25 protein-coding genes and 1 riboswitch are annotated in these 26,916 nt (G+C 62.2%); of the genes, 17 read left to right on the top strand and 8 right to left on the bottom strand.

Going from position 1 to position 26,916, the window contains the following annotated elements; genetic code table 11:
• Positions 1-473: 473 nt before the first annotated feature.
• Positions 474-1,787, bottom strand: a complete 1,314-nt coding sequence (locus KVG91_RS04840) for a PQQ-dependent sugar dehydrogenase (protein ID WP_169376555.1) — start codon at positions 1,785-1,787, stop codon at positions 474-476.
• 99 nt (positions 1,788-1,886) lie between these two features.
• A riboswitch (cobalamin riboswitch) is annotated at positions 1,887-2,134 on the top strand.
• An 80-nt stretch (positions 2,135-2,214) separates the two neighbouring features.
• Here KVG91_RS04840 and cobO point away from each other — a divergent pair.
• From cobO to KVG91_RS04775, 13 genes are all read left to right on the top strand, one after another.
• Positions 2,215-2,826, top strand: coding sequence for a cob(I)yrinic acid a,c-diamide adenosyltransferase (gene cobO / locus KVG91_RS04835; RefSeq protein ID WP_169376554.1), 612 nt, complete (start codon positions 2,215-2,217; stop codon positions 2,824-2,826).
• Positions 2,823-4,214, top strand: a complete 1,392-nt coding sequence (locus KVG91_RS04830) for a cobyrinate a,c-diamide synthase (RefSeq protein WP_169376553.1) — start codon at positions 2,823-2,825, stop codon at positions 4,212-4,214. Before cobO ends, KVG91_RS04830 begins: the two co-directional genes overlap by 4 nt.
• Positions 4,211-4,861, top strand: coding sequence for a 5,6-dimethylbenzimidazole synthase (bluB, locus tag KVG91_RS04825; protein WP_169376552.1), 651 nt, complete (start codon positions 4,211-4,213; stop codon positions 4,859-4,861). Before KVG91_RS04830 ends, bluB begins: the two co-directional genes overlap by 4 nt.
• A complete protein-coding gene (gene cbiB / locus KVG91_RS04820) occupies positions 4,858-5,766 on the top strand; it encodes an adenosylcobinamide-phosphate synthase CbiB (protein WP_169376551.1) in 909 nt (302 codons plus the stop codon). Before bluB ends, cbiB begins: the two co-directional genes overlap by 4 nt.
• Positions 5,759-6,748, top strand: coding sequence for a threonine-phosphate decarboxylase CobD (gene cobD / locus KVG91_RS04815; protein ID WP_169376550.1), 990 nt, complete (start codon positions 5,759-5,761; stop codon positions 6,746-6,748). Before cbiB ends, cobD begins: the two co-directional genes overlap by 8 nt.
• Complete coding sequence (locus KVG91_RS04810) at positions 6,745-8,196, top strand: cobyric acid synthase (protein ID WP_169376549.1); 1,452 nt, start codon at positions 6,745-6,747, stop codon at positions 8,194-8,196. The genes cobD and KVG91_RS04810 overlap by 4 nt, the downstream gene beginning before the upstream one ends.
• A gap of 124 nt (positions 8,197-8,320) precedes the next feature.
• Positions 8,321-8,842: a bifunctional adenosylcobinamide kinase/adenosylcobinamide-phosphate guanylyltransferase gene (gene cobU, locus KVG91_RS04805; RefSeq protein WP_169376548.1), complete on the top strand. Its 522-nt coding sequence runs from the start codon at positions 8,321-8,323 to the stop codon at positions 8,840-8,842.
• On the top strand, positions 8,839-9,894 hold the full coding sequence (cobT, locus tag KVG91_RS04800; RefSeq protein WP_169376547.1) for a nicotinate-nucleotide--dimethylbenzimidazole phosphoribosyltransferase: 1,056 nt from the start codon (positions 8,839-8,841) through the stop codon (positions 9,892-9,894). The genes cobU and cobT overlap by 4 nt, the downstream gene beginning before the upstream one ends.
• Positions 9,891-10,466: an alpha-ribazole phosphatase family protein gene (gene cobC / locus KVG91_RS04795; RefSeq protein WP_169376546.1), complete on the top strand. Its 576-nt coding sequence runs from the start codon at positions 9,891-9,893 to the stop codon at positions 10,464-10,466. Before cobT ends, cobC begins: the two co-directional genes overlap by 4 nt.
• 2 nt (positions 10,467-10,468) lie before the next feature.
• Positions 10,469-11,197 carry an adenosylcobinamide-GDP ribazoletransferase gene (locus KVG91_RS04790; RefSeq protein ID WP_169376545.1) on the top strand — a complete coding sequence of 243 codons (729 nt, stop codon included), beginning with the start codon at positions 10,469-10,471 and terminating at the stop codon, positions 11,195-11,197.
• Between the two features lie 42 nt (positions 11,198-11,239).
• Positions 11,240-11,644: a MarR family winged helix-turn-helix transcriptional regulator gene (locus tag KVG91_RS04785; RefSeq protein WP_169376544.1), complete on the top strand. Its 405-nt coding sequence runs from the start codon at positions 11,240-11,242 to the stop codon at positions 11,642-11,644.
• 61 nt (positions 11,645-11,705) lie between these two features.
• Entirely contained in the window at positions 11,706-12,905 is a 1,200-nt protein-coding gene (locus KVG91_RS04780; protein WP_169376557.1) for an MFS transporter, read from the top strand.
• A gap of 149 nt (positions 12,906-13,054) precedes the next feature.
• Entirely contained in the window at positions 13,055-13,603 is a 549-nt protein-coding gene (locus KVG91_RS04775; RefSeq protein ID WP_169376543.1) for a glutathione peroxidase, read from the top strand.
• Between the two features lie 65 nt (positions 13,604-13,668).
• On the opposite strand, the gene KVG91_RS04770 is transcribed toward KVG91_RS04775, so the two are convergent.
• From KVG91_RS04770 to KVG91_RS04755, 4 genes are all read right to left on the bottom strand, one after another.
• On the bottom strand, positions 13,669-14,952 hold the full coding sequence (locus KVG91_RS04770; RefSeq protein ID WP_169376542.1) for an OmpP1/FadL family transporter: 1,284 nt from the start codon (positions 14,950-14,952) through the stop codon (positions 13,669-13,671).
• 146 nt (positions 14,953-15,098) lie between these two features.
• Positions 15,099-15,581: a hypothetical protein gene (locus KVG91_RS04765; RefSeq protein ID WP_076952949.1), complete on the bottom strand. Its 483-nt coding sequence runs from the start codon at positions 15,579-15,581 to the stop codon at positions 15,099-15,101.
• A 274-nt stretch (positions 15,582-15,855) separates the two neighbouring features.
• A complete protein-coding gene (locus tag KVG91_RS04760; RefSeq protein ID WP_005790139.1) occupies positions 15,856-16,080 on the bottom strand; it encodes a hypothetical protein in 225 nt (74 codons plus the stop codon).
• A 444-nt stretch (positions 16,081-16,524) separates the two neighbouring features.
• Positions 16,525-16,830 carry a hypothetical protein gene (locus tag KVG91_RS04755; protein ID WP_076952950.1) on the bottom strand — a complete coding sequence of 102 codons (306 nt, stop codon included), beginning with the start codon at positions 16,828-16,830 and terminating at the stop codon, positions 16,525-16,527.
• Positions 16,831-17,288: 458 nt separating this feature from the next.
• On the opposite strand from KVG91_RS04755, the gene KVG91_RS04750 reads away from it, so the two are divergent.
• Positions 17,289-17,612, top strand: a complete 324-nt coding sequence (locus KVG91_RS04750) for a sel1 repeat family protein (RefSeq protein WP_169376541.1) — start codon at positions 17,289-17,291, stop codon at positions 17,610-17,612.
• A 175-nt stretch (positions 17,613-17,787) separates the two neighbouring features.
• Positions 17,788-19,152: a DNA recombination protein RmuC gene (gene rmuC / locus KVG91_RS04745; protein ID WP_169376556.1), complete on the top strand. Its 1,365-nt coding sequence runs from the start codon at positions 17,788-17,790 to the stop codon at positions 19,150-19,152.
• Positions 19,153-19,269: 117 nt separating this feature from the next.
• Here the strand turns inward: rmuC and KVG91_RS04740 are convergent, their stop codons facing one another.
• The 3 genes from KVG91_RS04740 to KVG91_RS04730 form a co-directional block, all read right to left on the bottom strand.
• The gene (locus KVG91_RS04740) at positions 19,270-22,740 is read right to left on the bottom strand and encodes a hybrid sensor histidine kinase/response regulator (protein ID WP_169376540.1); all 3,471 of its coding nucleotides are present in this window, start codon (positions 22,738-22,740) and stop codon (positions 19,270-19,272) included.
• A gap of 118 nt (positions 22,741-22,858) precedes the next feature.
• Positions 22,859-23,242 carry a YbaN family protein gene (locus tag KVG91_RS04735; protein ID WP_169376539.1) on the bottom strand — a complete coding sequence of 128 codons (384 nt, stop codon included), beginning with the start codon at positions 23,240-23,242 and terminating at the stop codon, positions 22,859-22,861.
• 20 nt (positions 23,243-23,262) lie between these two features.
• Positions 23,263-23,850 carry a UPF0149 family protein gene (locus KVG91_RS04730; RefSeq protein ID WP_076952955.1) on the bottom strand — a complete coding sequence of 196 codons (588 nt, stop codon included), beginning with the start codon at positions 23,848-23,850 and terminating at the stop codon, positions 23,263-23,265.
• Between the two features lie 276 nt (positions 23,851-24,126).
• Between KVG91_RS04730 and recQ the strand changes: the two genes are divergently transcribed.
• Both recQ and KVG91_RS04720 read left to right on the top strand, forming a co-directional pair.
• Positions 24,127-26,253, top strand: coding sequence for a DNA helicase RecQ (gene recQ / locus KVG91_RS04725; protein WP_169376538.1), 2,127 nt, complete (start codon positions 24,127-24,129; stop codon positions 26,251-26,253).
• Between the two features lie 121 nt (positions 26,254-26,374).
• Positions 26,375-26,809 carry a MarR family transcriptional regulator gene (locus tag KVG91_RS04720; protein WP_076952957.1) on the top strand — a complete coding sequence of 145 codons (435 nt, stop codon included), beginning with the start codon at positions 26,375-26,377 and terminating at the stop codon, positions 26,807-26,809.
• Positions 26,810-26,916: the final 107 nt, after the last annotated feature.

The raw sequence follows: 26,916 nt of genomic DNA, 5'->3' as shown, positions 1-26,916 counted from the left end.
ACTGCCTGGCTCTGGCTCTGGCTCTGGCTCTGGCTCTGGCTCTGGCTCTGGCTCTGGCTCTGGCTCTGGCTTTTGATTTTGATTTTGATTTTGATTTTGATTTTGATTTTGATCTTGATCTCAGGCGCCCCGTCAACCACGCTGGCCGAACGCAGGCTTGAATTCGTGGGTAACCCGGCAGGACGCCGGGTTAGCCGTCCTGGGCCATGGATGGCCCATGACGGCGGCCCACGGATTCAAGCCGGAGTGAGGGCATACCGAGCCTAAGCGAGGTACCGAGTGGTGGGGCAAGAGCCCTTTGGTTACTTTGGGCTGGGCCGGCATTCCGGCTTTTCCAAAGTGACCCGCCGTAAGGGCGGAACCCATAGCCGCCGTGACCCAAATAACGGATATGTACCCGTCCAACCCCAACAGCCTGGTCGGCCCAAAGGCCGCCACGGCAACAAACTGTTTTGTGATCTGCCCAAGATAGCCTACTTGGCCCCCGACACCCGCCACACCGTATTCCCCACATCATCCGCCACCAGCAACCCCCCCTGCTGGTCAATCACCACACCCACCGGCCGGCCCATGGCCTTTTCATCCTTATCGAGAAACCCGGTCAGCACATCCACCGGCTGCCCTGTCGGCTTGCCACCTTCAAACGGCACGAAGATCACCTTATAACCACTGTGCGGCTTGCGATTCCACGAACCGTGCTGCCCGATAAACGCGCCATTGCTGAACGGCGCCGGAAGTTTGCTGCCTTCGGTAAAGGTCAGGCCCAACGAAGCGGTGTGCGGGCCGACCGCGTAGTCCGGCGCAATCGCCTTGGCCACCAGGTCCAGGTTCTGCGGTGTCACACGCACATCCACATGCTGCCCGTAATAACTGAACGGCCAGCCATAGAAACCGCCATCCTTGACCGAAGTGATGTAGTCGGGCACCAGGTCGCTGCCGATCTCGTCACGCTCGTTCACTGCCGTCCACAGCTTGCCGCTCTGCGGCTCCCACGCCATGCCGTTCGGGTTGCGCAGGCCGGAGGCGAAGATACGGTGCTGGCCGCTGGCGCGATCCACTTCCCAGATCGCCGCTCGGCCCTGTTCCGCTTCAAGCCCGTTTTCGCCGACATTGCTGTTGGAGCCCACGCTTACGTACAGCTTGCTGCCGTCCTTGCTAGCCACCACGTTTTTAGTCCAGTGGTGGTTCAGGGGGCCGCCGGGCAGGTCGACGACTGTCGTACCGGCGCCCTTGATCGCGGTTTCACCCGGTTGATAGGCAAAGCGCAGCAGCTTGTCCGAGTCGGCCACGTACAGGTCGTTGCCGACCAGTGTCATGCCAAAGGGGGAATTGAGATTTTCCAGGAACACTGTCCGTGTCTCCGCGACGCCGTCGTGGTCGGCGTCACGCAGCAATGTGATGCGATTCGCGCTCGGCACGCCGGCGCCGGCACGGCCCATGACTTTCTCCATGACCCAGCCACGAATGCCCTTGGCGTCGTCCGGCTTGGGCGGCGCGTTGGTTTCCGCCACCAGCACGTCGCCATTGGGCAGCACATACAGCCAGCGCGGATGGTCCAGGCCTTCGGCGAACGCCGCTATTTGGGTGCCGGCGGCGGCCGTGGGCTTCACGCCTTCGGGCCAGCCGATGGCGGGGGCGATATTGACGGTGGGGATCAGGGTTTTGTTCGGTTCGGGCAACTGGGGCGACGGTCCGGTACCGTCGGAGACCTGGAGGGTGGAGCTTTCACCGCAGGCAGCGAGGGTGCCGGCGACCATGATGAGTAGGGCGAGTCTTGTTTTGTGCATGGTGTACTCCTTGATACCTGTAAGGGTAGAGGAGGGCGACGGTGCGATGGTTCAAGTACACCACCAGCTTTAATTGACGCTCCACCCCCAACCCACTAACCTTCGCGGCTTGTTCCAGGTGCTCTGTGGCGTGCGCGTCGACAGAGTGAAACAGGGAAGCCGGTGAGCGAGCGCACTTGTACACAGTGCTGCCGCGATCCCGGCGCTGCCCCCGCAACGGTAAATGAGTCAAGGCGCTGCCTTTATTGCCACTGTATCCATGTGATATGGGAAGGCGCAGCGTTGGCCTGCTGTGCATGCACAGGCCACTCATGAGCCCGGAGACCGGCCTGAAACATCCAACAGCATCACGGTGGGCGATGCTTGGCTGTCTGTTTTTTGTTTTTTCCTGCCCGCCGTTTTTGTCCAGCCCCAACGGAGAGCTGTCATGACCGATTCCCCCGACCGCGACGAACGCCACCTGGCGCGCATGCTGCGCAAAAAAGCCGTGATCGACGAACGCATCGCCAATTCCCCCAACGAGTGCGGCTTGCTCCTGGTGCTGACCGGCAACGGCAAAGGCAAGAGCAGCTCCGCGTTCGGCATGCTCGCCCGGGCCATGGGCCACGGCATGCAGTGCGGCGTGGTGCAGTTCATCAAGGGGCGCCACAGCACGGGCGAAGAGTTGTTCTTCCGCCGCTTCCCCGAGCAGGTACGTTTCCATGTGATGGGCGAAGGCTTTACCTGGGAAACCCAGGACCGCCAGCGCGACATCGCCGCCGCCGAAGCGGCCTGGGCGGTGTCCCGCGCGATGCTGCAAGACCCGAGCATCGGCATGGTGGTGCTGGACGAACTCAACATTGCTCTCAAGCACGGCTACCTCGACCTCGACCAGGTGCTCGGCGACCTGCAAGCTCGGCCACCGATGCAGCACGTGGTGGTCACCGGCCGTGGCGCCAAGCCCGAGTTGATCGAGATGGCCGACACCGTCACCGAGATGGGCATGCTCAAGCACGCATTCCAGGCCGGCATCAAGGCACAGAAGGGCGTCGAACTTTGAATCAGCCCCGTCATTGCCCGGCCGTATTGATCGCCGCACCGGCGTCCGGCCAGGGCAAAACCACCGTCACCGCCGCGCTCGCCCGTTTGCACCGCAACCTGGGGCGCAAGGTGCGCGTGTTCAAATGCGGCCCGGATTTCCTCGATCCGATGATCCACGAACGCGCCAGCGGTGCGCCGGTGTATCAATTGGACATGTGGATGGTGGGCGAGCAGGAAAGTCGCCGGTTACTGTGGGAAGCGGCAGGTGAAGCGGACCTGATCCTGATCGAAGGCGTGATGGGCCTGTTTGACGGAACTCCGTCCAGCGCCGACCTGGCGCGCCATTTCGGCGTGCCGGTATTGGCCGTGATCGACGGCACGGCCATGGCCCAGACCTTCGGCGCGTTGGCGCTGGGCCTGGCGCGCTATCAGCCGGATCTGCCGTTCGCCGGCGTGCTGGCCAACCGCGTCGGTACCCTGCGCCATGCGCAATTGCTCGAAGGCAGCCTCACCGAGGGCCTGCGCTGGTACGGCGCGTTGTCCCGTGAGACCGGTATCGAATTACCCAGCCGCCACCTTGGTTTGGTGCAGGCCAGCGAATTGAATGACCTGGATGTGCGCCTGGACGCCGCCGCCCAAGCCCTGGGCAGCAGTTGCGAAGTCGCCTTGCCGCCGCCGGTGACCTTTGCCGCGCCGGAAGTGATCGAGGCCGAGCCACTGCTCAATGGCGTGCGTATTGCTGTGGCCCGCGACGAAGCCTTCGCTTTTACCTACGGTGCCAGTCTTGACCTGCTGCGGGCAATGGGCGCCGAGCTGAAGTTTTTCTCGCCCATTCACGATCGCGCATTGCCTGATGCCGACAGCCTCTACCTGCCCGGCGGTTACCCGGAACTGCACCACCAGGCGCTGTCGCAAAACACCCCGATGCTTGACGCGATCCGCGCTCACCATGCGGCCGGCAAACCCTTGCTTGCCGAGTGCGGTGGCATGCTCTACCTGCTGGACTCGCTGACCGATGTCGACGGCACCCGCGCCGAACTGGTCGGCCTGTTGCAGGGCGATGCGGTGATGCAAAAGAAACTGGCGGCGTTGGCGTTGCAAAGTGTCGAGCTGCCGGAAGGCACGTTGCGTGGCCATACCTATCACCATTCCCTGACCAGCACCGAATGCCAGCCGATTGCTCGTGGCCTGAGCCCCAATGGTGGGCGCGGGGCAGAGGCGGTTTACCGACAAGGGCGGATGACGGCTTCCTACGTGCACTTTTACTTTCCATCCAATCCATCGGCGGTGGCCGCATTATTTGCGCCGGACCTTGAGACCGCTATCGCAGGCAAGCCAGCTCCCACCTTGGATAGTGTTTCAACTCGGGCAATTGTGGGAGCGGGCTTGCCCGCGATAGGGCCATGACTGACAACGCCTTCCCCCAGGCCGACCGCGACGCCGTTTACCGCGCCATCGCCGAACGCCGCGACATGCGCCACTTCAGCGGCGGCACGGTAGCCCCCGAGTTACTGCACCGCCTGCTCCAGGCTGCGCACCAGGCCCCCAGTGTTGGCTTGATGCAGCCCTGGCGCTTTATTCGCATCAGTGACCGTCACCTGCGTGGGCAAATCCAGCAACTGGTGGAGGAAGAGCGCATCCGCACCGCCGAAGCCCTGGGCGAGCGCTCCGATGCGTTCATGAAGCTCAAGGTCGAAGGCATCCACGATTGCGCCGAAGTGCTGGTGGCTGCGTTGATGGACGATCGCGAGCGGCACATTTTCGGGCGGCGTACCTTGCCGGAAATGGACATGGCCTCGCTGTCCTGTGCCATCCAGAATCTGTGGCTGGCGGCCCGCGTCGAAGGGCTGGGCATGGGCTGGGTCTCGCTGTTCGAGCCGCAGGCGCTCGCCGACCTGCTGGGTTTGCCGCCTGGCGCAAAACCCCTGGCTGTGTTGTGCCTGGGACCGGTGGCCGAGTTTTATCCGGCACCGATGTTGCAGCTTGAAGGCTGGACCGAGCCTCGGCCGCTGAGTGACATGTTGTATGAAAATGTGTGGGGAGTGAGTCAATGAGTGTGGCCTTGCTGTGTGTCGCTGCAGTGGCGCTGGATGCGCTGCTGGGCGAGCCCAGGCGCTGGCATCCGCTGGTGGCGTTCGGCAATTTCGCCGGGCGCATCGAACGACGTTTCAACAGCGGTGGCCGCGGTTGGCGCAGCCATGGCGTGACCGCGTGGTTTATTGCCGTGGTGCCGCTGACCCTGCTGGCCACGGCGTTGTCGTGGGCGCCGTATATCGGCTGGGCCCTGGAGATCCTGGCGTTGTACCTCGCCCTCGGCATGCGCAGCCTCGGCGAGCATGTCGTCCCGGTGGCCCAGGCCCTGCGCAGCGATGACCTTGAAGAAGCGCGCACACGCGTGAGCTACCTGGTCAGCCGCCAGACCAGTGAGCTGGACCGCACCGAAGTCGCCCGCGCGGCCACTGAGTCGGTGCTGGAAAACGGCAGCGATGCGGTGTTCGCCGCGCTGTTCTGGTTTGTGGTCGCCGGCGTGCCGGGCGTGGTGCTGTATCGCCTGAGCAACACCCTCGACGCCATGTGGGGTTATCGCAATGAACGCTTTGAGCGCTTCGGTTGGGCGGCGGCAAAAATCGACGATGTGCTGAACTATATTCCCGCGCGCCTGGTGGCATTGACGTACGCCGTGCTGGGCAAGACGCGCCTGGCGCTGCGTTGCTGGCGCACCCAGGGGCCGACCTGGGACAGCCCCAATGCGGGGCCGGTGATGGCCGCCGGTGCGGGCGCCCTGGGCGTTGAGCTGGGTGGCGCGGCGATCTATCACGGCCACGTGCACCAGCGCCCGCAACTGGGCGAAGGCCCGGCGGCGGATGCCGATTCGATTGATCGGGGCTGGCAACTGGTGCAGCGCGGCGTATGGTTGTGGCTGCTGATCCTCTGCGTGGGAGCGCAATACTATGCTTGAACACGGCGGCCGGCTGCGCAAGGCAGCGATTGAATACGGGATAGCCGAGGCCGAGTGGCTGGACCTGTCCAGCGGCCTCGCGCCCTGGCCCTGGCCGATCCCCGAGATTCCTCTGCGGGCCTGGGCGCGTCTGCCGGAAACCGACGACGGCCTGGAGCAGGCCGCCAGCGCCTATTACGGCGCTGCGCACCTATTGCCGGTGCCAGGCTCACAGGCGGCCATCCAGTTGCTGCCACGCCTGCGCCGCTCCGGCAAAGTCGGCGTACTCTCGCCGTGTTATGCCGAGCACGCCGAGGCCTGGCGCCGAGCCGGTTACGTGGTGCGCGAAGTGCAAGAGCAGGAAGTCGATTTCTTCCTCGATGTGCTCGATGTGCTGGTGGTGGTCAACCCCAACAATCCCACGGGGCTGAGCCTGGCTCCCCAGCGTTTGCTCGACTGGCATGCCCGGCTGGCCCAGCGCGGCGGTTGGTTGGTGGTGGACGAGGCGTTCATGGACGTAACGCCCGAACTGAGCCTCGCGGGCCAGGCGCATCAGGTCGGCCTGATTGTGCTGCGCTCGTTCGGTAAGTTCTTCGGCCTGGCCGGCGTGCGGCTGGGCTTTGTATTGGCCGAGCGCAAGCTGCTCAAGTTGCTGGCCGAACAGGTCGGCCCTTGGGCGGTCAGCGGGCCGACGCGGGTGCTGGGCCAGGTATGCCTGCGCGACAGCGCCGGGCATGCACGGCAGCGCGCGCGGTGCACCGAGGCCGCCCAGCGCTTGTTCGACATGCTTGAGGGGCACGGCTTCCACCCCCAGGGTGGCTGCGCCTTGTTCCAGTGGCTGATCACGCCTCACGCCGAGCGCATGCACGCGTTCATGGCCCAGCGCGGCATCCTGCTGCGCCTCTTCGTGCATGACAGCAGCCTGCGTTTCGGCCTGCCCGGCACCGAGGCCGACTGGCTGCGCCTGGACCAGGCCCTGGCCGCCTACAAGGCCGCGACATGACTACGCTGATGGTGCAAGGCACTACCTCTGACGCCGGCAAGAGTACGTTGGTGACGGCGCTGTGCCGCTGGCTGGTACGCCAGGGGGTGGCGGTCGTGCCGTTCAAGCCGCAAAACATGGCGCTCAACAGCGCGGTGACCGCCGAAGGGGGCGAAATCGGCCGCGCCCAGGCGGTGCAGGCCCAGGCCGCCAACCTGGCGCCGCACACCGACATGAACCCGGTGCTGCTCAAACCCAACAGCGACACCGGCTCCCAAGTGATCATCCACGGCCGCGCCGTGACCAGCATGAACGCGGTGGCCTATCACGACTACAAAGCCATCGCGATGCAAGCAGTGCTGGCCTCCCATGCGCGGTTGAGCCAAGCCTACCGCGTGGTGATGGTCGAAGGCGCGGGATCGCCTGCGGAAATCAACCTGCGCGCCAATGACATCGCCAACATGGGGTTTGCCGAAGCGGTGGATTGCCCGGTATTGCTGATCGCCGATATCAATCGCGGCGGGGTGTTCGCCCACCTGGTCGGCACCCTGGAGCTGCTTTCGCCGACGGAGCAGGCGCGGGTCAAAGGTTTCATCATCAACCGTTTTCGCGGTGACATCGCCCTGCTGCAGCCGGGCCTGGATTGGCTGCAAGCGCGTACGGGCAAACCCGTGGTGGGTGTGTTGCCCTACGTGATGGACCTGCATCTGGAAGCCGAAGACGGCATCGACAAACGCCAGGTCGACAAGGCTGCCCAAGTGCTCAAGGTGGTGGTGCCGGTGCTGCCGCGCATCAGCAATCACACGGATTTCGACCCGCTGCGCCTGCATCCGCAGGTGGACCTGCAATTCATCGGGCCGGGCCAGCCGATCCCCGCTGCCGACCTGATCATCCTTCCCGGCTCGAAAAGCGTGCGCAACGACTTGGCCTATCTGCGCGCCAATGGCTGGGATGTCGCTGTGTCACGGCATCTGCGCTATGGCGGCAAAGTGCTCGGCATCTGCGGCGGCCTGCAGATGCTCGGCGAGCAGGTGCACGACCCGCTGGGCCTGGAAGGGCCGGCCGGCTCGAGCGACGGCCTGGGGTTGCTGGCGTTCAGTACCACACTTGCGCAAGAGAAACAGCTGCGCAATGTGCGCGGGCGCCTGTTGCTGGAGGATGCCGAGGTCAGTGGTTATGAGATCCATGCGGGCGTGACGTCCGGCGAGGCCTTGGCGAATGCGGCGGTGCGCCTGGACGACGGGCGCAGCGATGGCGCCCGGAGTGACGACGGACAAGTTCTCGGGACGTATCTGCATGGCCTGTTTGAAACCCCGGCGGCGTGCAGCGCCTTGCTGCGCTGGGCGGGGTTGCAGGACGTGCAGAACGTGGATTATCACGGCTTGCGCGAGCGGGATATCGAGCGCTTGGCGGATCTGGTGGAAAACCATCTGGACACTGAATTGTTGCGCAAGCTATGCGGGGTTTGACTGTGTGTGGGAGCTGGCTTGCCTGCGATGCGGGCAGCTCGGTGTATCAGGAGCAACCGGTTGATGCCATCGCAGGCAAGTCAGCTCCCACATTTGACCGCGTTGTAAATAGAGGTGTGACGCCATGCTGCAACTAATCCTCGGCGGCGCCCGTTCCGGCAAAAGCCGTCTCGCCGAAAAGCTCGCCGGCGACAGCGCCTTGCCGGTCATTTACATCGCCACCAGCCAGGCGCTGGACGGCGAGATGAACGAACGTGTCGCCGTGCATCGCCAACGTCGCCCCAGCCACTGGGGCCTGATCGAAGAGCCCATCGAACTGGCGCGCGTGCTGCGTGAAAATGCGGCGCCCGGGCAGTGCCTGCTGGTGGACTGCCTGACCCTGTGGCTGACCAATCTGCTGATGCTCGAAGATCCCGCGCGCCTGGCGTTCGAGCGTGACCAACTGTTGGAGACCCTGGCTGTGTTGCCGGGTGAAATCATTTTTGTCAGCAACGAGACCGGCCTGGGCGTGGTGCCAATGGGCGAATTGACGCGCCGCTATGTGGATGAAGCCGGTTGGCTGCATCAAGCCTTGGCCGAGCGGTGTCAGCGTGTGGTCCTGACCGTTGCCGGCCTGCCCCTGACTTTGAAAGGTACTGCGTTATGACGGACAGCTGGTGGCTCAACCCTTGTAAGGCGCTTGACGCTCAAACGTACGAAGAAGCCCTGGCGCGCCAGCAGCAATTGACCAAGCCGGCCGGTTCCCTTGGCCAATTGGAAGCGCTGGCGGTGCAATTGGCCGGCCTGCAGGGCCAGGTCAAGCCGTCGGTGGATCAGCTGTGGATCGCCATCTTCGCCGGTGACCATGGCGTGGTTGCCGAAGGCGTGTCTGCGTTTCCCCAGGCAGTCACCGGGCAGATGCTGCACAACTTTGTCACCGGCGGCGCGGCCATCAGCGTATTGGCGCGGCAGTTGGATGCACCGCTGGAAGTGGTCGACCTGGGCACGGTGACGCCAGCCCTGAACCTGCCCGGTGTGCGTCACCTGAATATCGGCGCGGGCACCGCCAACTTCGTCAACGGCCCGGCAATGACCGAGGCCCAGGGGCAACTCGCTCTGCAGGCCGGTCGCGACAGTGCGCGGCGCGCGCTGGCAGCGGGGGCTCAGCTGTTTATCGGCGGCGAGATGGGCATCGGCAACACCACCGCCGCCAGCGCGCTGGCCTGTGCGTTGCTCGATTGCCGGGTCAGTGACCTCACGGGGCCAGGCACCGGTCTGGACGCTCAGGGCGTCAGCCGCAAGGTGGCGGTGATCGAGCGTGCATTGGCCTTGCATGCCGGCCAGCGCGGTGATGCGTTGCACACCTTGTTCAATCTCGGCGGCTTTGAGATTGCTGCGCTGGTGGGTGCGTACCTGGCGTGCGCCCAGGACGGCATGGTGGTGCTGGTGGACGGGTTTATCTGCAGCGTCGCGGCGCTGGTCGCTACGCGCTTGAACCCGGCCTGCCGTGAGTGGCTGGTGTTCGGCCATCGCGGTGCCGAGCCTGGCCATCATCATGTGCTGCAAAGCCTTGACGCGCAGCCGCTACTGCAACTGGGCTTGCGCCTGGGCGAAGGCAGCGGCGCGGCGTTGGCGGTGCCGTTGATGCGCCTGGCCTGTGCGCTGCACGGGCAGATGGCAACCTTCGCCGAAGCCGCCGTGGCGGACCGCCCGGCATGACCTTGCGCCTGGACCTGCTGCGCCACGGCGAAACCGAGCTGGGCGGCGGCTTGCGCGGCAGTCTGGACGATGCCCTTACCGCCAACGGCTGGGCGCAGATGCGCGCGGCGGTGGAGCAGCAGAGGCCGTGGGACCGCCTGGTTAGTTCGCCGCTGCAACGGTGCGCACGGTTTGCCGAGGAATTGGGCGCGCGGCTGAACCTGCCGGTGACGTTGGAAAAAGACCTGCAAGAGCTGCACTTCGGCGCTTGGGAAGGGCAGAGTGCGGCGGCCTTGATGGAGACCGACGCGCAAGGGCTGGGTCTGTTCTGGGCCGATCCCTACGCTTTTACGCCGCCCCAGGGCGAGCCTGTCGCTGAGTTTTCCCAGCGGGTGCTCGGCGCAATCGCACGCTTGCATCGAGCCCATGCCGGTGAGCGTGTGTTGCTGATCAGTCATGGCGGCGTGATGCGGCTTCTGCTGGCGCAGGCGCGCGGCTTGCCTCGGGAGCAACTGTTGAATGTCGAGGTCGTTCACGGTGGGTTATTCGGCCTGCACGTTTGCGCGGGCGGCGTCCTCAAGGAAGCGGTGTAAGCATGCTGCCGTTCTGGATCGCCGTGCAATTTCTCAGCAGCCTGCCGATTCGGCTGCCGAGCATGCCGCAACCCCAGGAGTTGGGACGCTCCCTGTTGTTTTATCCCGTGGTCGGCTTGTTGTTCGGCCTGTTGTTGTGGGCCTTGAATACGGCTTTGATGGGCGCACCGCTGTTGCTGCACGCCGCGCTGCTGCTGACGGCCTGGGTGCTGCTCAGCGGCGGCCTGCACCTGGACGGCCTGGCGGACAGCGCCGATGCCTGGCTCGGCGGCTTCGGTGACCGCGAGCGTACCCTCACGATCATGAAAGACCCGCGCAGTGGACCGATTGCCGTGGTCACGCTCGGGTTGGTGTTGCTGCTTAAATTCACCGCGCTGGTGGCCTTGATCGAGCAACACAACGGCGCTGCACTGATCCTGGCGCCGCTGATAGGGCGCGCCTCGATGCTCGCGCTGTTTCTCACCACGCGCTATGTGCGTGTCGGCGGATTGGGCCAAGCGTTGTCGGATCATTTACCCAGGATCGTCGGCCAACAGGTACTGATCCTCAGTGGCCTGGCCTGCATGTTGATCGGCGGTTTCAACGGCGGGCTGGCCGTATTGTTCGCTGCCCTCTGTTTTGTGGCGCTGCGCCGGCTGATGATCAAGCGCCTGGGCGGCACGACGGGCGACACCGCTGGGGCGCTGCTGGAGTTGCTCGAAATGGCGGTTCTGGTCGCGCTGGCGCTGTAACACTTTCTTGCATTTCCTTAATCGCGGGTATATACACCTTCCATGCTTGCCTCCCAATGTTTGTGCACCAACCTGCGACGTGCCGCCCGTGGCGTCAGCAGGCACTACGACGGCGCCCTCGATGGCTTCGGGATCAACGTCGCCCAGTATTCTTTGCTGTGCAACCTGCAGCGACTTGACCAGCCGAGCATTTCCAGCCTGGCCGACGCCATGGGCTTGGACCGCAGCACCTTGGGTCGCAACCTGCGGGTGCTGGAAGGCGAGGGGCTGGTGCGGTTGGTGGAGGGCGATGACCTGCGCAATCGCCTGGTGATGTTGACCGGGGAGGGTGAAGCACGACTCGCTGCGGCATTACCCGCCTGGGAAGCGGCACAGCGGAAATTGATCGATCGACTCGGCGCGCAAAAACGCGAAACCCTGTTGGCCTTGCTGGACGAACTCGCCTGAACGCGGGTTTGTCGCCTACAAACGGGTATATACCCGCAGCGGAGAATAAGAAATGACCTCGATGTGGCGCACCAGTGGCTGGATTCTTTTAGGAAGTGCGCTGATCCTGGCACTGTCGTTGGGCGTGCGGCATGGTTTCGGCCTGTTCCTGGCGCCGATGAGCAGCGAGTTCGGCTGGGGCCGTGAAACTTTCGCCTTCGCCATCGCCTTGCAGAACCTGATCTGGGGCCTGGCGCAGCCGTTCACCGGCGCCTTGGCCGACCGTTTTGGTGCCACCAAAACAGTATTTGTCGGCGGCGTCCTGTACGCGGTGGGCCTGGTGTTGATGGGTATGTCCGATTCGGCGTTGACGCTGTCCCTCAGTGCGGGCTTGCTGATCGGGATTGGTCTGTCCGGCACTTCGTTCTCGGTGATCCTGGGCGTGGTCGGCCGTGCCGTTGCGCCGGAAAAACGCAGCATGGCGATGGGCATCGCGAGTGCCGCCGGCTCCTTCGGTCAGTTTGCGATGGTGCCGGGCACACTGGGGTTGATCAGTTGGCTGGGCTGGTCGGCCGCGCTGCTCGCGCTGGGCCTGATGGTGGCGTTGATCCTGCCGCTGGTCGCCATGCTCAAGGACCGGCCGTTGCCGGCAATGGTCGGTCAGCAAAGCTTGCGTGAAGCGTTGAAGGAAGCCTGCTCCCACTCCGGTTTCTGGCTGTTGGCCTTCGGCTTTTTTGTCTGTGGTTTCCAAGTGGTGTTTATCGGCGTGCACCTGCCGGCCTATCTGGTGGATCAGCACCTGCCGGCCACCACCGGCACCACGGTGCTGGCGCTGATCGGCTTGTTCAATATCTTCGGCACCTACACCGCCGGCTGGCTCGGTGGGCGTATGTCCAAGCCGCGCTTGCTGACCGGTTTGTACGTGCTGCGGGCAGTAGTGATCGTGCTGTTCCTGTGGGCGCCGGTCACCGAAGTCACGGCCTACCTGTTCGGCATGGCCATGGGCTTTTTGTGGCTGTCCACCGTACCGCTGACCAACGGCACCGTCGCGACGCTGTTTGGTGTGCGAAACCTCTCGATGCTCGGTGGGATCGTGTTCCTGTTTCACCAGATCGGTTCGTTCCTGGGTGGCTGGCTGGGCGGAGTGGTCTATGATCGGACCGGCAACTACGATTTGATCTGGCAGGTGGCGATTCTGTTGAGCCTGCTCGCCGCCGCCCTGAACTGGCCGGTGCGCGAGCGGCCAGTGGCACGATTGCAAGCGCAGATGGAGGCGGCATGAGCATAGCGATACGCGGTGTGATACTCCTGGCGGGGCTGGGTTTGCTTCTGCTGGGCTGGCTGGGCTGGCAACACGGCGGGCTGGCGTTGATGCAACTGGGTATGTCGATCTGTTAAGTTCGTAGCCTGAACACTGACAAGGACATAACCATGCCGATGCGTTGGCTCGCTGTACCCGTCCTCATGGCCGTTGCGAGTGCCGCAATGGCCGCCGGTTGCCCGCCGTTGCTGGAAGGGCAATTGCCCAAGCTGCGTGCCAAGGAATCCATCGACCTGTGCCAGCGCTTTGCCGGCAAGCCCCTGGTCATCGTCAATACCGCCAGCTTTTGCGGTTTCGCCCCGCAATTCAAAGGCCTTGAAACCTTGTATCAACGCTACAAGGACGAAGGGCTGGAAGTGATTGGCGTGCCGTCCGATGACTTCAAGCAGGAAGCCAAGACGGGCGAAGAGACTGCCAAGGTGTGTTACGTCAATTACGGCGTGACCTTCACCATGACCGAGCCCCAGAAGGTCAAGGGGCCGGATGCGGTGCACCTGTTCAAGGTATTGGCGCAGCAGAGCAACGCGCCGAAGTGGAATTTCTACAAGTATGTAGTGGATCGGCAGGGCAAGGTGATTGCCGACTTTTCCAGCTTGACCAAGCCGGACAGCCCGGACCTGATCAAGGCGGTGGAACAGGCGATAGCGTCCAAACGTTGAGGGTCAGCCATTAAAAAGCCCCGCTTCCTTCGCAGGAGGGCGGGGCTTTTTTACACCGGTCTGTGTCAGAAGGTGTAGGTCATGCCCAGGCCGAAACCGTTGGCACTGTTTTCGTACTTGGCGCGGTAGCTGGCGGTCGAAGGTGCATCGGCGGTCTGGTTGACCTTGATGTCTTCTTCTTTCAGGTAGGAGTAAGCCAGGTCGACGGTCATGTTATCCATGACTTTGTAGCCCAGGCCGACGCTGAAGATCGTACGGTCGCCCGTCGGGATGCGCGGCGAACGATCGGTGTTGTTGGTCGGCGACTGGTCGAACGTCAGGCCGGTACGCAGCACCACTTGCTTGGTCAACTGGTACGAGGTACCCACCGCGTAGGCCCAGGTGTCGTGCCAGTTCTGTTCTTCGGTAATGGAAGTGAGTTGGCCGGGCGCCAGCAAGCCGCCGGCAGCCGACACGCCTTCGTTGTCGACGGTGATTTCCTTCAGGCGGCTCCAACGCGTCCAGGTCGCGCCACCATAGAGTTTCCAGGCATCGGTCAGGTCTTGAGTGACCGACAGATCGTAGGACTCAGGGGTATCGATCTTCAGGGAAGCGTCGTAGCGGTTGTTACGCAGGAACGGCTGAGTCGCCGCCGGGCCGCTGACGGTGGTGTGGCCTTCCAGCTTGTATTTGACCTTGGAGTGGTAGGTCAGGCCGACACGGGTGGTATCGGTGGCCTGGACCAGTACGCCGACGTTGAAGCCCAGCGCAGTGTCGTCGCCCTTGATTTTGACGTTGGTATCGCTGACGGCGGGGTTCAGCGTCCGATCCGATTCCAGCACGCCGGAAATCCGGTTGAAAGTCGGGCCAAAACCGATGGATACGCGGTCGTTGAACGCATAGCTGACCGTCGGCTGGAAGGTCATCACCTTCACTTCGCTCTTGCTGCCGAAGCCACGGCCCTGGAAGCCGTTTTCATAGTCGGTCACCAGGCCGAACGGCGCATAGACACCGAAGCCGACAGCCCACTGATCGTTGAGTTTGTTGGTGTAGAAACCAAAGGGCACCGCGGTGAACGGAACCATGTCACCTTTGTTGGAGCCGCGAGAGTTGCCGCCGGTATCGCTGATATCGGTCGACGCATCAATCGCCGCAACACCACCGGTGATCTGCTGGCCGTTGAGGCGAGCCATACCGGCAGGGTTGCCATACACAGTGCTGGCATCATCGGCAGAAGAAGAGCGACCGGCGAAACCCGTACCCATCCCGCTGACGCTCTGTTCGTTCAGTGCGAAACCGCTTGCAAACAGGTGGGAGGATGCCATGGCAACGGCGAGGCTAAGTGTGGTCTTGAGCATTACTTTTTTCATTATTAGAACTCCGTGGTGATCACCGCTGCGGAAAGTAACAATAATTTTGAGATCGCGCTATAGGCTGTAATGCAGGAGATAGAGCGTTTTTGTAGGACAATCCGACCAGAATTCTGGGTTTTTGGCGAATCTTGCAAATTGCCCGGTCAGCAAACCACGTGATTCATGGGCGAAACACAGGTCTGCCACGCTTGAGTGAAATCACGCAGGCGGCCTTGAGGGTGAAATATTTCTTTCCAGATACGCGCCATGGCCAGCACATCGCCGGGCGGTGGCAGTGCGGGGCTGTGTTGTTCCACCAGAAGCCAGGCGATGGCGGTGGCGTAACGCAGGTTCACCGTCAATTCGAGTTGCGGCGCGCTGAGGAACGCATGCTGGCTCGCCAGTCCGCGTACCAGGCTGGCGCGCTCGGGATCCAGCGCCAAGTAACCATCCCACAGGGCGCGGTGGCGCGGTTCGGTGATGCTGTACAGGCCGTGCCCGCGACGGTCATGCAAGGCGGAACCCAATTCCGACTGGCTGGCGGCAATGCCCAGCAGCAAGGATTCAGCCGTGGGATCCTGCCGGCCGAGGTACGACAAGGTTGGCCGGATCACATAACGACACAATTCGCTGGCAGCGATACCCATAGACGCCTCAACCCAAGAAAGTGGTCGGCGAGGCCTGAGAGGGGCTTGGCAGCGGTGGATCGGGTCTCAGGCTCGCCGGAAGCGGATCATGCCGCTTGAGTTGAAGTGTAGTGTCATATTTGTGATGTAAAGGATTGTTTTTAAAACATCTTAGCCATTCAGTTATAACGGTTATATCGTTCTGAACTTAGTGCAAAAGCTCAATACACAAATCACAGGCAATAAAAAACCCTGCTTGTTAAACAGGGTTTTTGTGTTTCAGCGACTCGGTCGATCAGGCGGTCAATGCCTGACGGGTACGCTCGATCACGGCCTGCAGCGGTTCTGCGCTGGAGTATTGATCGGGGTACAGGCGTTCGCTGTGACGAGCGATGCCGTGTTCGTTGACCAGGGTGAAGCTGAAGCAGCCTTTGCGAGCGGCCATGATCAGGCAGTTCATTGGAGCAAAAGCGTTGGTGAGGGTGCGGATGGCATCCTGAGTATGGATTTGAGCGTTCATAATTATTGGTGTTCCTACAAATGACACAGATAAGAACCGTGCCGTATTAAAACGTTCCAGTGACGTTGATCACCATTGATCAAACGAAGAACCCGACTGGAACAAAGCAGCCAGTTTGAAGCGCTATTAAATGAGGCGCGCTTGGGCTGGCAGGTAGGTACTTAGGAGGGCAGGCAACACAACAGGGGCAAAGGTTCTGGGCCCAGGGTGAAGATCCTGATCAATTTGCAGGTTGGTTCGGTCAGAGTATTGAAACTTCGCGACACCCTTTGCTTGTTCAAAGGCAGTGTCGTCGCAAGTGATACCTGGAAACCATCGAGGTGGTCGATCCCGTGTGGTACAAGGGAGTGGTTCGACCAGAATTGACTTTCAGCTTGGTACTAACGCCGCGGATAGTAACGGATTGAAACGGGCAAGGGAAGCGTATTGGCAAAAAAACTTCAATCAGCCGCCCAGCAGGCCCTGGTACACCAGCACCGCCGTCGCTGCCGCGAGTGAGCAGCCCAGCCCGTACGCGGCGAGGGTCAAGCGCAGGGACTGGCCGGTCTCGACCACTTTCATCACGTCGCCCATGTCATTGATCCGGCCTTCACCCAGTTCGATGCAAAGGCTGACGGCAGTAAAAGCTGCCGACAGCAGGATCGCAATGGCGAACAGCGCCCCGTCCGGTGACGGTAGCGCCGCATTGATCCCCAGGGAGACGGCGCAGATCGCCAGTAGCAACACGGCGAACACCAGCATTCCTTTCATCGACTCACCCCACCGTTTCGCTGTAGGGCGGGGAGTGTGGCGAGCCGGAACCGATTTGAAAAGTCTTTGCTTTGCCCATGCCGTAACAATTTTTGCGGCAAACGGCTTCAAAGAATGCCGTTGATATAACCATCGGATGGGTACTTGTGCACATTCGTGGCGATGCGTGTAACCCTACCGCCAGTTGCGCTGCAATGCCGCCATTTGCCTGTAATGGAAATTTAAGTCAATGAAAAATCGGGCTTTTTTTTATTGGTGAAAAAATCGTCAGTTTGACTGCGGCCCCCGTTCCATGGGGCTTTGCGCGGGTTGGAAGAGGGTTGTCCACTGAGTTATCCACAGCTTCTGTGGATTGTCCCGAGCGCTTGCTCTAGCACGGGCGTGCAGGGTTTTTCAGCTTTACCTGTGTGAAAAAAAGAGTAGAGTGGCGCGCCTTCCGTCCCGTCCCACAGTGCTTTATGAAGTTTCGCTCAGTATCACCTTCTGTTACCGACAACCCCCAGATTGTTACCGTCCCTAAGCGCTTTTCGTTGAAGGTCGCTTTGTGGTTACTCGACAGTCCACGCCTGGGCCATAGCACCAACGTCAAGCACTTCGCCGGGCGTTTGCTCAAGCAGCCGGCCCGCGAGGGCGTGGTTGTCGCTCAAAGCCGCCTGGGCCAACTGATGTGCCGTGAGTGCGGGAATGCCCGTGACCGCCGCATCGGCCATGACCTGCTGCGCCTGGCGGCGCGTGCCGGCGACCTGCGCGCCCAGCGTGAACTGGGCCAGGTCGAAGACTGAGCTGTCCTCACGCCCTGTGCTCCGTTAACCTTGTTTTTTTTCGGTAATGGCAGAATCGTCTATGGTTTTTGACTGGACCAGTATTGCCTTGGGCCTCGCTGGCGCTGCCGTGCCTTTATTGGCCGTATGCTGGCAACTCCAGCGACGACTGACCGCGCGTATGAACGGCTGGGAACTGCTTGAAGAGCGCCTCGCCACCGCGCTGTTGGCCCAGGAAGGCCTCGCCGCGCAGTTGGATGCCAGCCGCGATGAGATCAGTGACCTGAGCCAGGCTAACGCAGCCAAGCAAGCTGACCTGGCCGCCGTGCGCCGCGAAGTCGAATTGCTGCAGATCGACCGCGACAATGCCCGCGACGCCGCCCACGCCTGGAACCTCGACCGCAGCGCCAAGGAGACCGAGCTGCGCCGCCTCGATGCATTGTCGGCGGCCTTGCGCGCCGAACTGCGTGAGCAGCAGGAGAGCCATCAACAACGCCTCGCCGACCTGCAGGGCTCGCGGGATGAGCTGCGTGCACAGTTCGCCGAATTGGCCGGCAAGATTTTCGATGAGCGCGAGCAGCGCTTCGCCGAAACCAGCCAGGAACGCCTGGGCCAGTTGCTCGACCCGTTGAAGGAGCGCATCCAGTCGTTTGAAAAACGCGTGGAAGAAAGCTACCAGAACGAGGCGCGCGAGCGTTTTTCCCTGGCCAAAGAGCTGGAACGCCTGCAGCAACTGAACCTGCGCCTGTCAGACGAGGCCACCAACTTGACCCGTGCCCTCAAGGGCCAGAAAACCCAAGGCAACTGGGGCGAGCTGATCCTGGAGCGGGTGCTGGAACACGCCGGCCTGGAAAAGGGCCGCGAGTACCAGACCCAGGTCAGCCTCAAGGGGCCGGACGGCGAGCGCTTCCAGCCCGATGTGTTGATCATGTTGCCCGGCGACAAGCAGGTGGTGGTGGACTCCAAGGTCAGCCTCACGGCTTATCAACAGTACGTGGCGGCGGATGACGAGGTGATTGGCCAGGCAGCGCTGAAACAGCATGTACTGTCGCTGCGCAATCACGTCAAAGGCCTGGCCGGCAAGGATTACAAGCGCCTGGAAGGTCTGCACAGCCTGGATTTCGTGTTGCTGTTCGTGCCGATCGAAGCGGCGTTTTCCGCCGCGTTGCAGGCTGAACCGAACCTGTTCCAGGAAGCGTTCGACCGCCACATCGTGATCGTCAGCCCGACCACTTTGCTCGCCACCCTGCGGGTGATTGACAGCCTGTGGAAGCAAGAGCGCCAGAGCCAGAACGCCCGGGAAATCGCCGAGCGTGCCGGTTGGTTGTACGACAAGTTCGTGCTGTTTATCCAGGACCTGGATGAAGTGGGTAACCGTTTGCAACAGTTGGATAAGGCTTACAGCGCGGCGCGAAACAAGCTGACAGATGGGCGCGGGAATCTGGTCAGCCGGACCGAGCAATTGCGCTTGCTCGGTGCTCGGGCAAGTAAAAGCTTGCCGGCGGATCTGTTGGAGCGGGCGATGACCGATTCCGATGGCGTGGCGCATTTACCTGAATAGAATGCGGTCCTGTGGGAGCTGGCTTGCCTGCGATCGCAAGGGTGAATTCAACACCGCCATCGCAGCATGGCTATCGCAGGCAAGCCAGCTCCCACCTGCTGACCGATCAGGACCTGATTACAACGGCAAATGCCGACTTAACAAGGCCCGCAACGCCGCCGGCTTCACCGGCTTGGCCAGGTAATCCAACCCCGCCGCATGCACCTTGGCGACCGTCTCCGGGCGGCCATCGGCGCTGATGACCACGCCGGGAATCGGCTCGGCCAATTGCGCGCGCAGCCACCCCATCAGCTCCGTACCGGTTTCTCCATGGTCCAGGTGGTAGTCCACCAGCGCCAGTTGCGGGCGCATGCCTTCGGCCAGCAGCGCCGCGCATTGCGCCTGATCGGTGGCGGTCCATACTTCACAGCCCCAGCGCGTCAACAGGCTGCGCATGCCGATCAGGATGCTCTCTTCGTTATCCACGCACAGCACCTGTGCGCCGCTCAATGGCAAACCGGTTTCCTGGGGTGCCTTGAGCGCCGGGCTGGCCTGGTTACGCGCCAGCGGCACGCGCACGCTGAATACGCTGCCCTTGCCCGGCCATGAGCGCACGCTCAGCCGGTGGCCCAGCACGCGGCACAGGCCATCGGCGATCGCCAGGCCAAGTCCCAGGCCTTTCTCCGCGCGGGTCTGGTGGCTGTCCAGGCGCTTGAACTCTTCGAAGATCACCTTCTGTTTGTCCAGCGGGATACCCGGGCCGCGGTCCCAGACTTCCAGGCACAGTTCGCCCTTGCGTCGGCGTACGCCAAGCAGCACCGGGCCGTCGGCATAACGGAAGGCGTTAGTGAGAAAATTCTGCAGGATTCGCCGTAGCAACTTGATGTCGCTGTCGATACGCAACCGACTGCCGCGCAACCGGAAGCGCAGGCCTTGTTCCTGGGCGAGCGCCTTGAACTCCGCGCCCAAGGTGTCGAACAGTTCGTTAAGCATAAACGGCTGACGCTGTGGATTGATCTTGCCGTTTTCCAGGCGCGAAATATCCAGCAAATCGCTGATCAAGTCTTCGGCGGAGCGCAGCGAACTGTCCAAGTGTTGCACCAGTTGCCGGGCTTCGCTGGACAGGCCATCGTTCTGGTGGGAGAGGGCGGCGGAGAACAGACGCGCGGCATTCAGCGGCTGCATCAAGTCATGGCTGACCGCCGCCAGGAAGCGGGTTTTCGACTGACTGGCGGACTCGGCCACGCCCTTGGCGTCGGTGAGTGCCACGTTGAGTTGCGACAGTTCATGGGTGCGCTCGGTGACCCGTTGCTCCAGGCCTTCATTGGCCTCGGTAAGCGCCTTCTCGGCTTCGCGGAACGCGGTAATGTCAGTGAAGCTCATGACGAAACCGCCGCCGGGCATCGGGTTGCCGATCAGCTCGATCACCCGTCCATTGGGGAACAAACGCTCGGAGGTATGCGCGCGACCCTGGCGCATCCAATGCAGCCGTCGCGCCACGTGCACCTCGGCCTCGCCGGGCCCGCACAGTCCGCGTTCAGCGTTGTAGCGGATAATGTCGGCAATCGGTCGGCCTACGCTGATCAGCCCCTCCGGGTAGTTGAATAGCTCCAGGTAGCGTCGGTTCCAGGCCACCAGCTTGAGGGACTGGTCGACCACGCTGATGCCTTGGGTGATGTTCTCGATGGCGCCTTGCAATAACGCGCGGTTGAACTGGAGCACCTCCGACGCTTCGTCGGCGATGCGAACTACGTCCTCCAGCTGCATTTCCCGCCCTTCAATGGCGGCTTTCACCACGGCTCGTGTCGACGACGCGCCAAGTACACCGGCCAGCAAGCGTTCGGTGTGGGCGATCCAATCGTTGTCGGCATTCTGGTTGGGGTTGAAGCCTTTGCCCTGGCGATAGGCGAAGCGGATAAAGCTCTGCTGGGCGCGTTCTTCGCCGACAAAACGTGCGGCCAGGCTGAGCAGGTCGCTGATCTGCACCGACAGCATCGAGCGGGCATTGGCGCGCTGGCTGATTTCCTGGCCGATAAAACGCCCGGCTTGCCAGTGCTCGGACACCCGCGTGCGGGAGAACATCGACACCCAGACAAACAGCGTGAAGTTACCGGCCAGGGAGAACACGGTGCCTAGGGTCAGGGAGGTGACTGACAAACCGAACGGGTGGGAATGCAGCCACGTCAGGCCTGGGAAAAGGCTGAGGGACCAACCCAGGCTCCTCGCCGTGACCGGTAGGACGAGGGTGTAGAACCACAGAAAAGTGCCCGCCGCCAGCCCGGCGAACACGCCGCGTCGGTTCGCCTGTTTCCAATACAACGCACCGAGCATCGCCGGCGCCAGTTGAGTCACGGCGGCGAAGGCGATCTGGCCGATCGTTGCCAGGCTGGCGGTGGAACCCAGCAAGCGATAGCTCACGTAAGCCAGCAACAGAATGATCACGATACTGACCCGCCGCACCGACAGCATCCAGTGGCGGAACACTTCGAACGGGCGCTCGGCGCTGGAGCGGCGCAGCAGCCAGGGCAACAACATGTCGTTGGAAACCATGGTCGACAAGGCGATGCTCGCCACGATCACCATGCCGGTGGCCGCCGAAGCGCCGCCGATGAACGCTAGCACCGCCAGGGCCGGATGAGCTTCAGCCATTGGCAGGCTGATCACGTAGGAATCCGGCAGTACCGAGCTGGGCAACATCATCTTGCCGCCCAAGGCGATCGGTACCACAAACAGTGCGGCAAGAATCAGATATGCGGGGAACACCCATTTAGCCAGGCGCAGATCCTGGGGGTCGATGTTCTCCACGACCGTGACATGGAACTGGCGAGGCAGGCAGATGATCGCCATCATGGCCACGCCGGTCTGCACCACCATCGATGGCCAGTTGACGGTCTCTTTCCAGTATTCCTCCAGGCGGGGCGCCAACATGGCCTGGCTGAACAGGTCAGCGAAACCGTCATATAAGCCATAGGTCACAAACGCGCCAACGGCAAGAAAGGCGAACAGCTTGACCAGCGACTCAAACGCAATCGCCAGCACCATGCCACGATGGTGCTCCGTGGCGTCGAGGTTGCGCGTGCCAAAGACGATGGTGAACAGCGCCAGCACCAGCGACACGATCAAGGCCGTGTCCTGTGCGCGGGTGCCCGTGGTGTCGGCGCCGGCGCCGATCAGCAGGTTGACCCCCAACACGATGCCTTTGAGTTGCAGGGCAATATAAGGCAGTACGCCCACCAGGCAGATCAGCGCGACCACCACCGCCAGGGACTGGGATTTACCATAGCGCGCGGCGATGAAGTCGGCGATGGAGGTGATGTTTTCCTGCTTGCTGATCAGGATCATCTTCTGCAGCACCCAGGGTGCCAACACCAGCAGCAGCACCGGTCCCAGGTAGATCGGTAAAAAAGCCCACAACTGTTCGGCGGCCTGGCCTACGGCGCCGAAAAACGTCCAACTGGTGCAGTAGACGGCCAGCGACAGGCTGTACACCCAGGCACGCATGCGCGGCGGCAATGGCGCGCGGCGGCGGTCACCGTAGAAGGCGATGGCAAACATAATGGCCATATAGGCCAGGGCAACGGCGGCAATCAGCCCGCTGGACAGCGTCATGGTAACTCCGAGCATGGGAACGCCCGGGCATTCCGGGCCCGGTCGGACAGTCTCGCATGATGCCTGGGGTTAGTCAGTGTCGACCAAGGTCGCGTGGGATTTAATGTCGCAGGCGCGCTTAGCGCGGTGGCAGGGTTTTCTGGCGCAGGATGTAAACAGTCACCAGCACCGCACTGGTCAGCATGAACACCCGTGCCCAAGGCAGCGGCACCAGGTAACCGGAAAAGCCGATGCTCAGCCACATCAGGCCGATTGCGTAGACCTTGCCCTTGAGCGGGATGCCGTTGCCGTCAAGGTAATCGCGGATCCACGGCCCCAGGCGCGGGTGTTCCACCAACCAGTGGTAGAAACGCGGGGAACTGCGGGCGAAGCAGGCAGCGGCGAGCAGCAGGAAGGGCGTGGTCGGCAACACCGGCAGGAAAATGCCGATCACACCCAGCGCTACGCTGAGCCAGCCAATGGCCAGCAGCGCGTAACGCAGGAGCGGTGAACGATTGCCCATGGGCCTCACGGGCAAGCGGCTCAGTGGTGACGTGGCTTGAGGATCGCCGGTTTTTCGTCAGGGGCGTTGCACAGCAGGTACAGGGCGGTGAGGGCTTCCGGGATCTGTACGATCATGTCATCCATCAAATTGGCGTCGGCGGCGATGTCGGAGAACTCCGCTTCTTCTTCGAACAGGCCCGAACCGACCATGATCGGCAGCAGCATCTCGCTGACTTCTTCTTCGGCGGATTCGAACCAGGCGGCTTCGCGCAGGAACACGCCCTCCATGAAGCCGATGCACCAGCCGCGCAGGTCGGAATCGTCCGGGTCTTCGCCCAGGTCCAGCTCGCACGGCAGCTCGAATTCCTCATCGGATGCCAGTTGGCGACCGATGTGGGCCTTGAGGGCCAGCAGGGTCGATTCGATTTCTTCACGGTGCGCGTCGTCGGTGTAGTGAGGCTCCTCGGCGAACAGCGCGTCGATCCATTCGCGGTCGGGTACGACCTCGGAGCAGATCGACAGGGCGGTCAGGTAGCCGTGGGCGGCCACGTAGTCCAGCGCCTCGTCATGCAGCTCATCGGCGTCGAGGAAGGCTTGCAGGCGGGTTAGTTGCTCAGCGAAGGACATTGAAGGACTACCTTGGAAATAAACGATGCTGAATTCTAGGCCTTCTTGAGCGCCCAGGCCAGCCGCCATGCAGATTTGCCAGGTTTTAGAGACGGGCTGCAATTCGTCAGCGGCGCCCTTTGCCGGATGACGCTCGGGTATACTGCCGCGTTTTGTGATGCCCTTGCAGGCCAAGCGCCAGTCCGAGAAAAATTCGCTTACGGATTATTTTTCCTGAAACCGTGTTTTTTCGACCAGCCTGTACAGAGCAATTGCGGCACTATTTTGGAGTTATACATGCTCGAGCAGGCACAACGCGTCCTCAAGGACATCTTCGGCTACGACAGTTTTCGTGGCCGTCAGGGTGCGATTATTGAGCGCGTGGCCAGTGGCGGTGACGCGCTGGTCCTGATGCCTACCGGCGGCGGCAAATCGTTGTGCTTCCAGGTGCCGGCGTTGTTGCGCAGTGGCCTGGCCGTGGTGGTGTCGCCGCTCATCGCGTTGATGGACGATCAGGTGGCCACCCTGGAAGAACTGGGTGTGGCCGCCGCCGCCTTGAACTCCACCCTCAGCGCCGAGCAGCAGCGCGACCTGGCGGCGCGGATCAAGCGCGGTGAAGTGAAGATGCTTTACCTCGCCCCGGAGCGCTTGGTGCAGCCGCGCATGCTGGCGTTCCTGCAAAGCCTGGAAATCGCGCTGTTCGCCATCGACGAAGCCCACTGCGTGTCGCAATGGGGGCATGATTTCCGTCGCGAATACCTGCAGCTGGGCCAATTGGCGGAGCTGTTTCCCGATGTGCCGCGCATCGCCCTGACCGCCACCGCCGACAAGCGTACCCGCGAAGAGATCGTCGAGCGCCTGCATCTGCAAAACGCCGAGCGCTTCCTGTCGAGCTTTGACCGGCCGAATATTTTCTACCGGATCGTGCCCAAGGAGCAGCCGCGCAAGCAGTTGCTCGCATTCCTCTCCGAACGGCGCAGCGATGCGGGCATCGTCTATTGCCTGTCGCGCAAGAAAGTCGATGAAGTCGCGGCGTTCCTCTGCGAACAAGGCTACCCGGCGCTGCCCTATCACGCCGGATTGCCCAACGAGACGCGCTCGGCTCACCAGAAGCGCTTTCTCAACGAAGAAGGCCTGATCATGGTGGCCACCATCGCGTTCGGCATGGGCATCGACAAATCCAACGTACGCTTCGTGGCCCACATGGATCTGCCCAAGTCCCTCGAGGCCTATTACCAGGAAACCGGCCGCGCCGGCCGTGACGGTCTGCCGGCGGATGCGTGGATGGTCTACGGCCTGCAAGACGTGGTGATGCTCAAGCAGATGCTGCAGAACTCCGAGGGCGACGAGCGGCACAAGCGCCTGGAGCAGCACAAGCTCGACGCGATGCTGTCGCTGTGCGAGGAGACCCGGTGCCGTCGCCAGACGCTGCTGGCGTACTTCGACGAAGACATGCCCGAGCCTTGCGGCCATTGCGACAACTGCATTGACGGTGTGCAGACCTGGGACGCCACCGAACCGGCGCGTCAGGGCTTGTCGGCCATTTACCGCACCGGCCAGCGCTATGGCGTGGGTCATCTGGTGGACGTGCTGCTGGGCAAGGACAACGAAAAGGTGCGCAGCTTCGGCCACGAGAAACTTTCGGTCTACGGTGTCGGTAAAGCCCGTGCAGAGGGTGAGTGGCGCTCGTTGTTCCGGCAGATGGTGGCGCGCGGCCTGGTGGATATCGACATCGAAGGGTATGGCGGCCTGCGTCTGAATGACAGTTGCCGGCCGTTGCTCAAGGGCGAGGTCACCCTGGAGCTGCGCCGCGACCTCAAGCCGCAGACCACCGCCAAGAGCAGCACCAGTCAGGCCAGCCAGCTTGTCCGGGGGGAGGAGCGAGAACAGTGGGAAGCCTTGCGCACCCTGCGGCGCAAACTGGCGCAGGAACACAGTGTGCCGCCTTACGTTATTTTCCCGGACTCCACCTTGCTGGAAATGTTGCGTGAGCAACCGACCAGCATGGCCGAGATGGCGCGGGTCAGCGGGGTGGGCGCGCGCAAGCTGGAGCGTTACGGTCAGGCCTTCCTCGAAGTGCTCGGCGGCCAGGCCGAAGCGCCGAAGGAAGTCGCCGATATACGCCACGAACTGATCAGCCTGGCACGCGCCGGCATGACGCCGATCCAGATTGCCGGCCAGCTGCAATGTTCGGAGAAGAACGTCTACACCCTGCTCGCCGAATCCATTGGCAAGCAGCAGCTATCGTTGGAGCAGGCCCTTGATTTGCCAGAGGATCTGCTCGGCGAAATCCAGGACGCCTTCCTTGACGGAGAGGGCGAATTGCCACCGGTGGCGGAGATTGCACCGCTGTTTACCGGGCGTGTTCCCGAGGGTGTCTTGTACTGCGTTCGGGCGGCGTTGCAGTCGGAATTCGAAATTTAGGGTGCCAATTACGACAATGTAACAGATCAGTACATAGCACCTCTTGCCTAGCGGCAACGCTCATGCTTAGCTGACTAATAATTAGCCAAACTTTATTTTCAGTCTAAACCAAGAGTTTTTTATGCCGTTAACCGATCAACACCGATTTGGCATGCAGTTGGCGCAGATGTCCCGTGGTTGGCGCGCCGAGTTGGACCGCCGTTTGGCGGGGCTGGGCCTGTCCCAGGCACGCTGGCTGGTGCTGCTGCACCTTGCCCGTTTCGAAGAAGCGCCCACTCAGCGTGAGCTGGCGCAAAGCGTTGGCGTCGAAGGCCCGACACTGGCCCGTTTGCTGGACAGCCTCGAGGGCCAAGGCCTGGTGCAACGCCAGGCAGTGGTTGAGGATCGTCGTGCCAAGCGCATTCTGTTGTGTGACACCGCCCGGCCGTTAATCGAACAGATCGAAACCATCGCCACCGAGCTGCGGCATGAGTTGTTTGAGGGCGTGAACGAAGCCGATTTGAGCGTGTGCATGCGTGTGCACGGGCGCATCCTGGCGAATCTGGAAAAATCCTGACCTGTTAGAGCTGGCTTGCCTGCGATAGCATCGCCGCGGTGTAGCGGACATACCGAGTTGTCTGTATCGCAGGCAAGCCAGCTCCCACACAAGCCAGCTCTCATATT

Source organism: Pseudomonas azadiae (assembly GCF_019145355.1).
Classification (GTDB): Bacteria; Pseudomonadota; Gammaproteobacteria; order Pseudomonadales; family Pseudomonadaceae; genus Aquipseudomonas; species Aquipseudomonas azadiae.
This window is presented reverse-complemented; position numbering and strand designations above follow the sequence as displayed.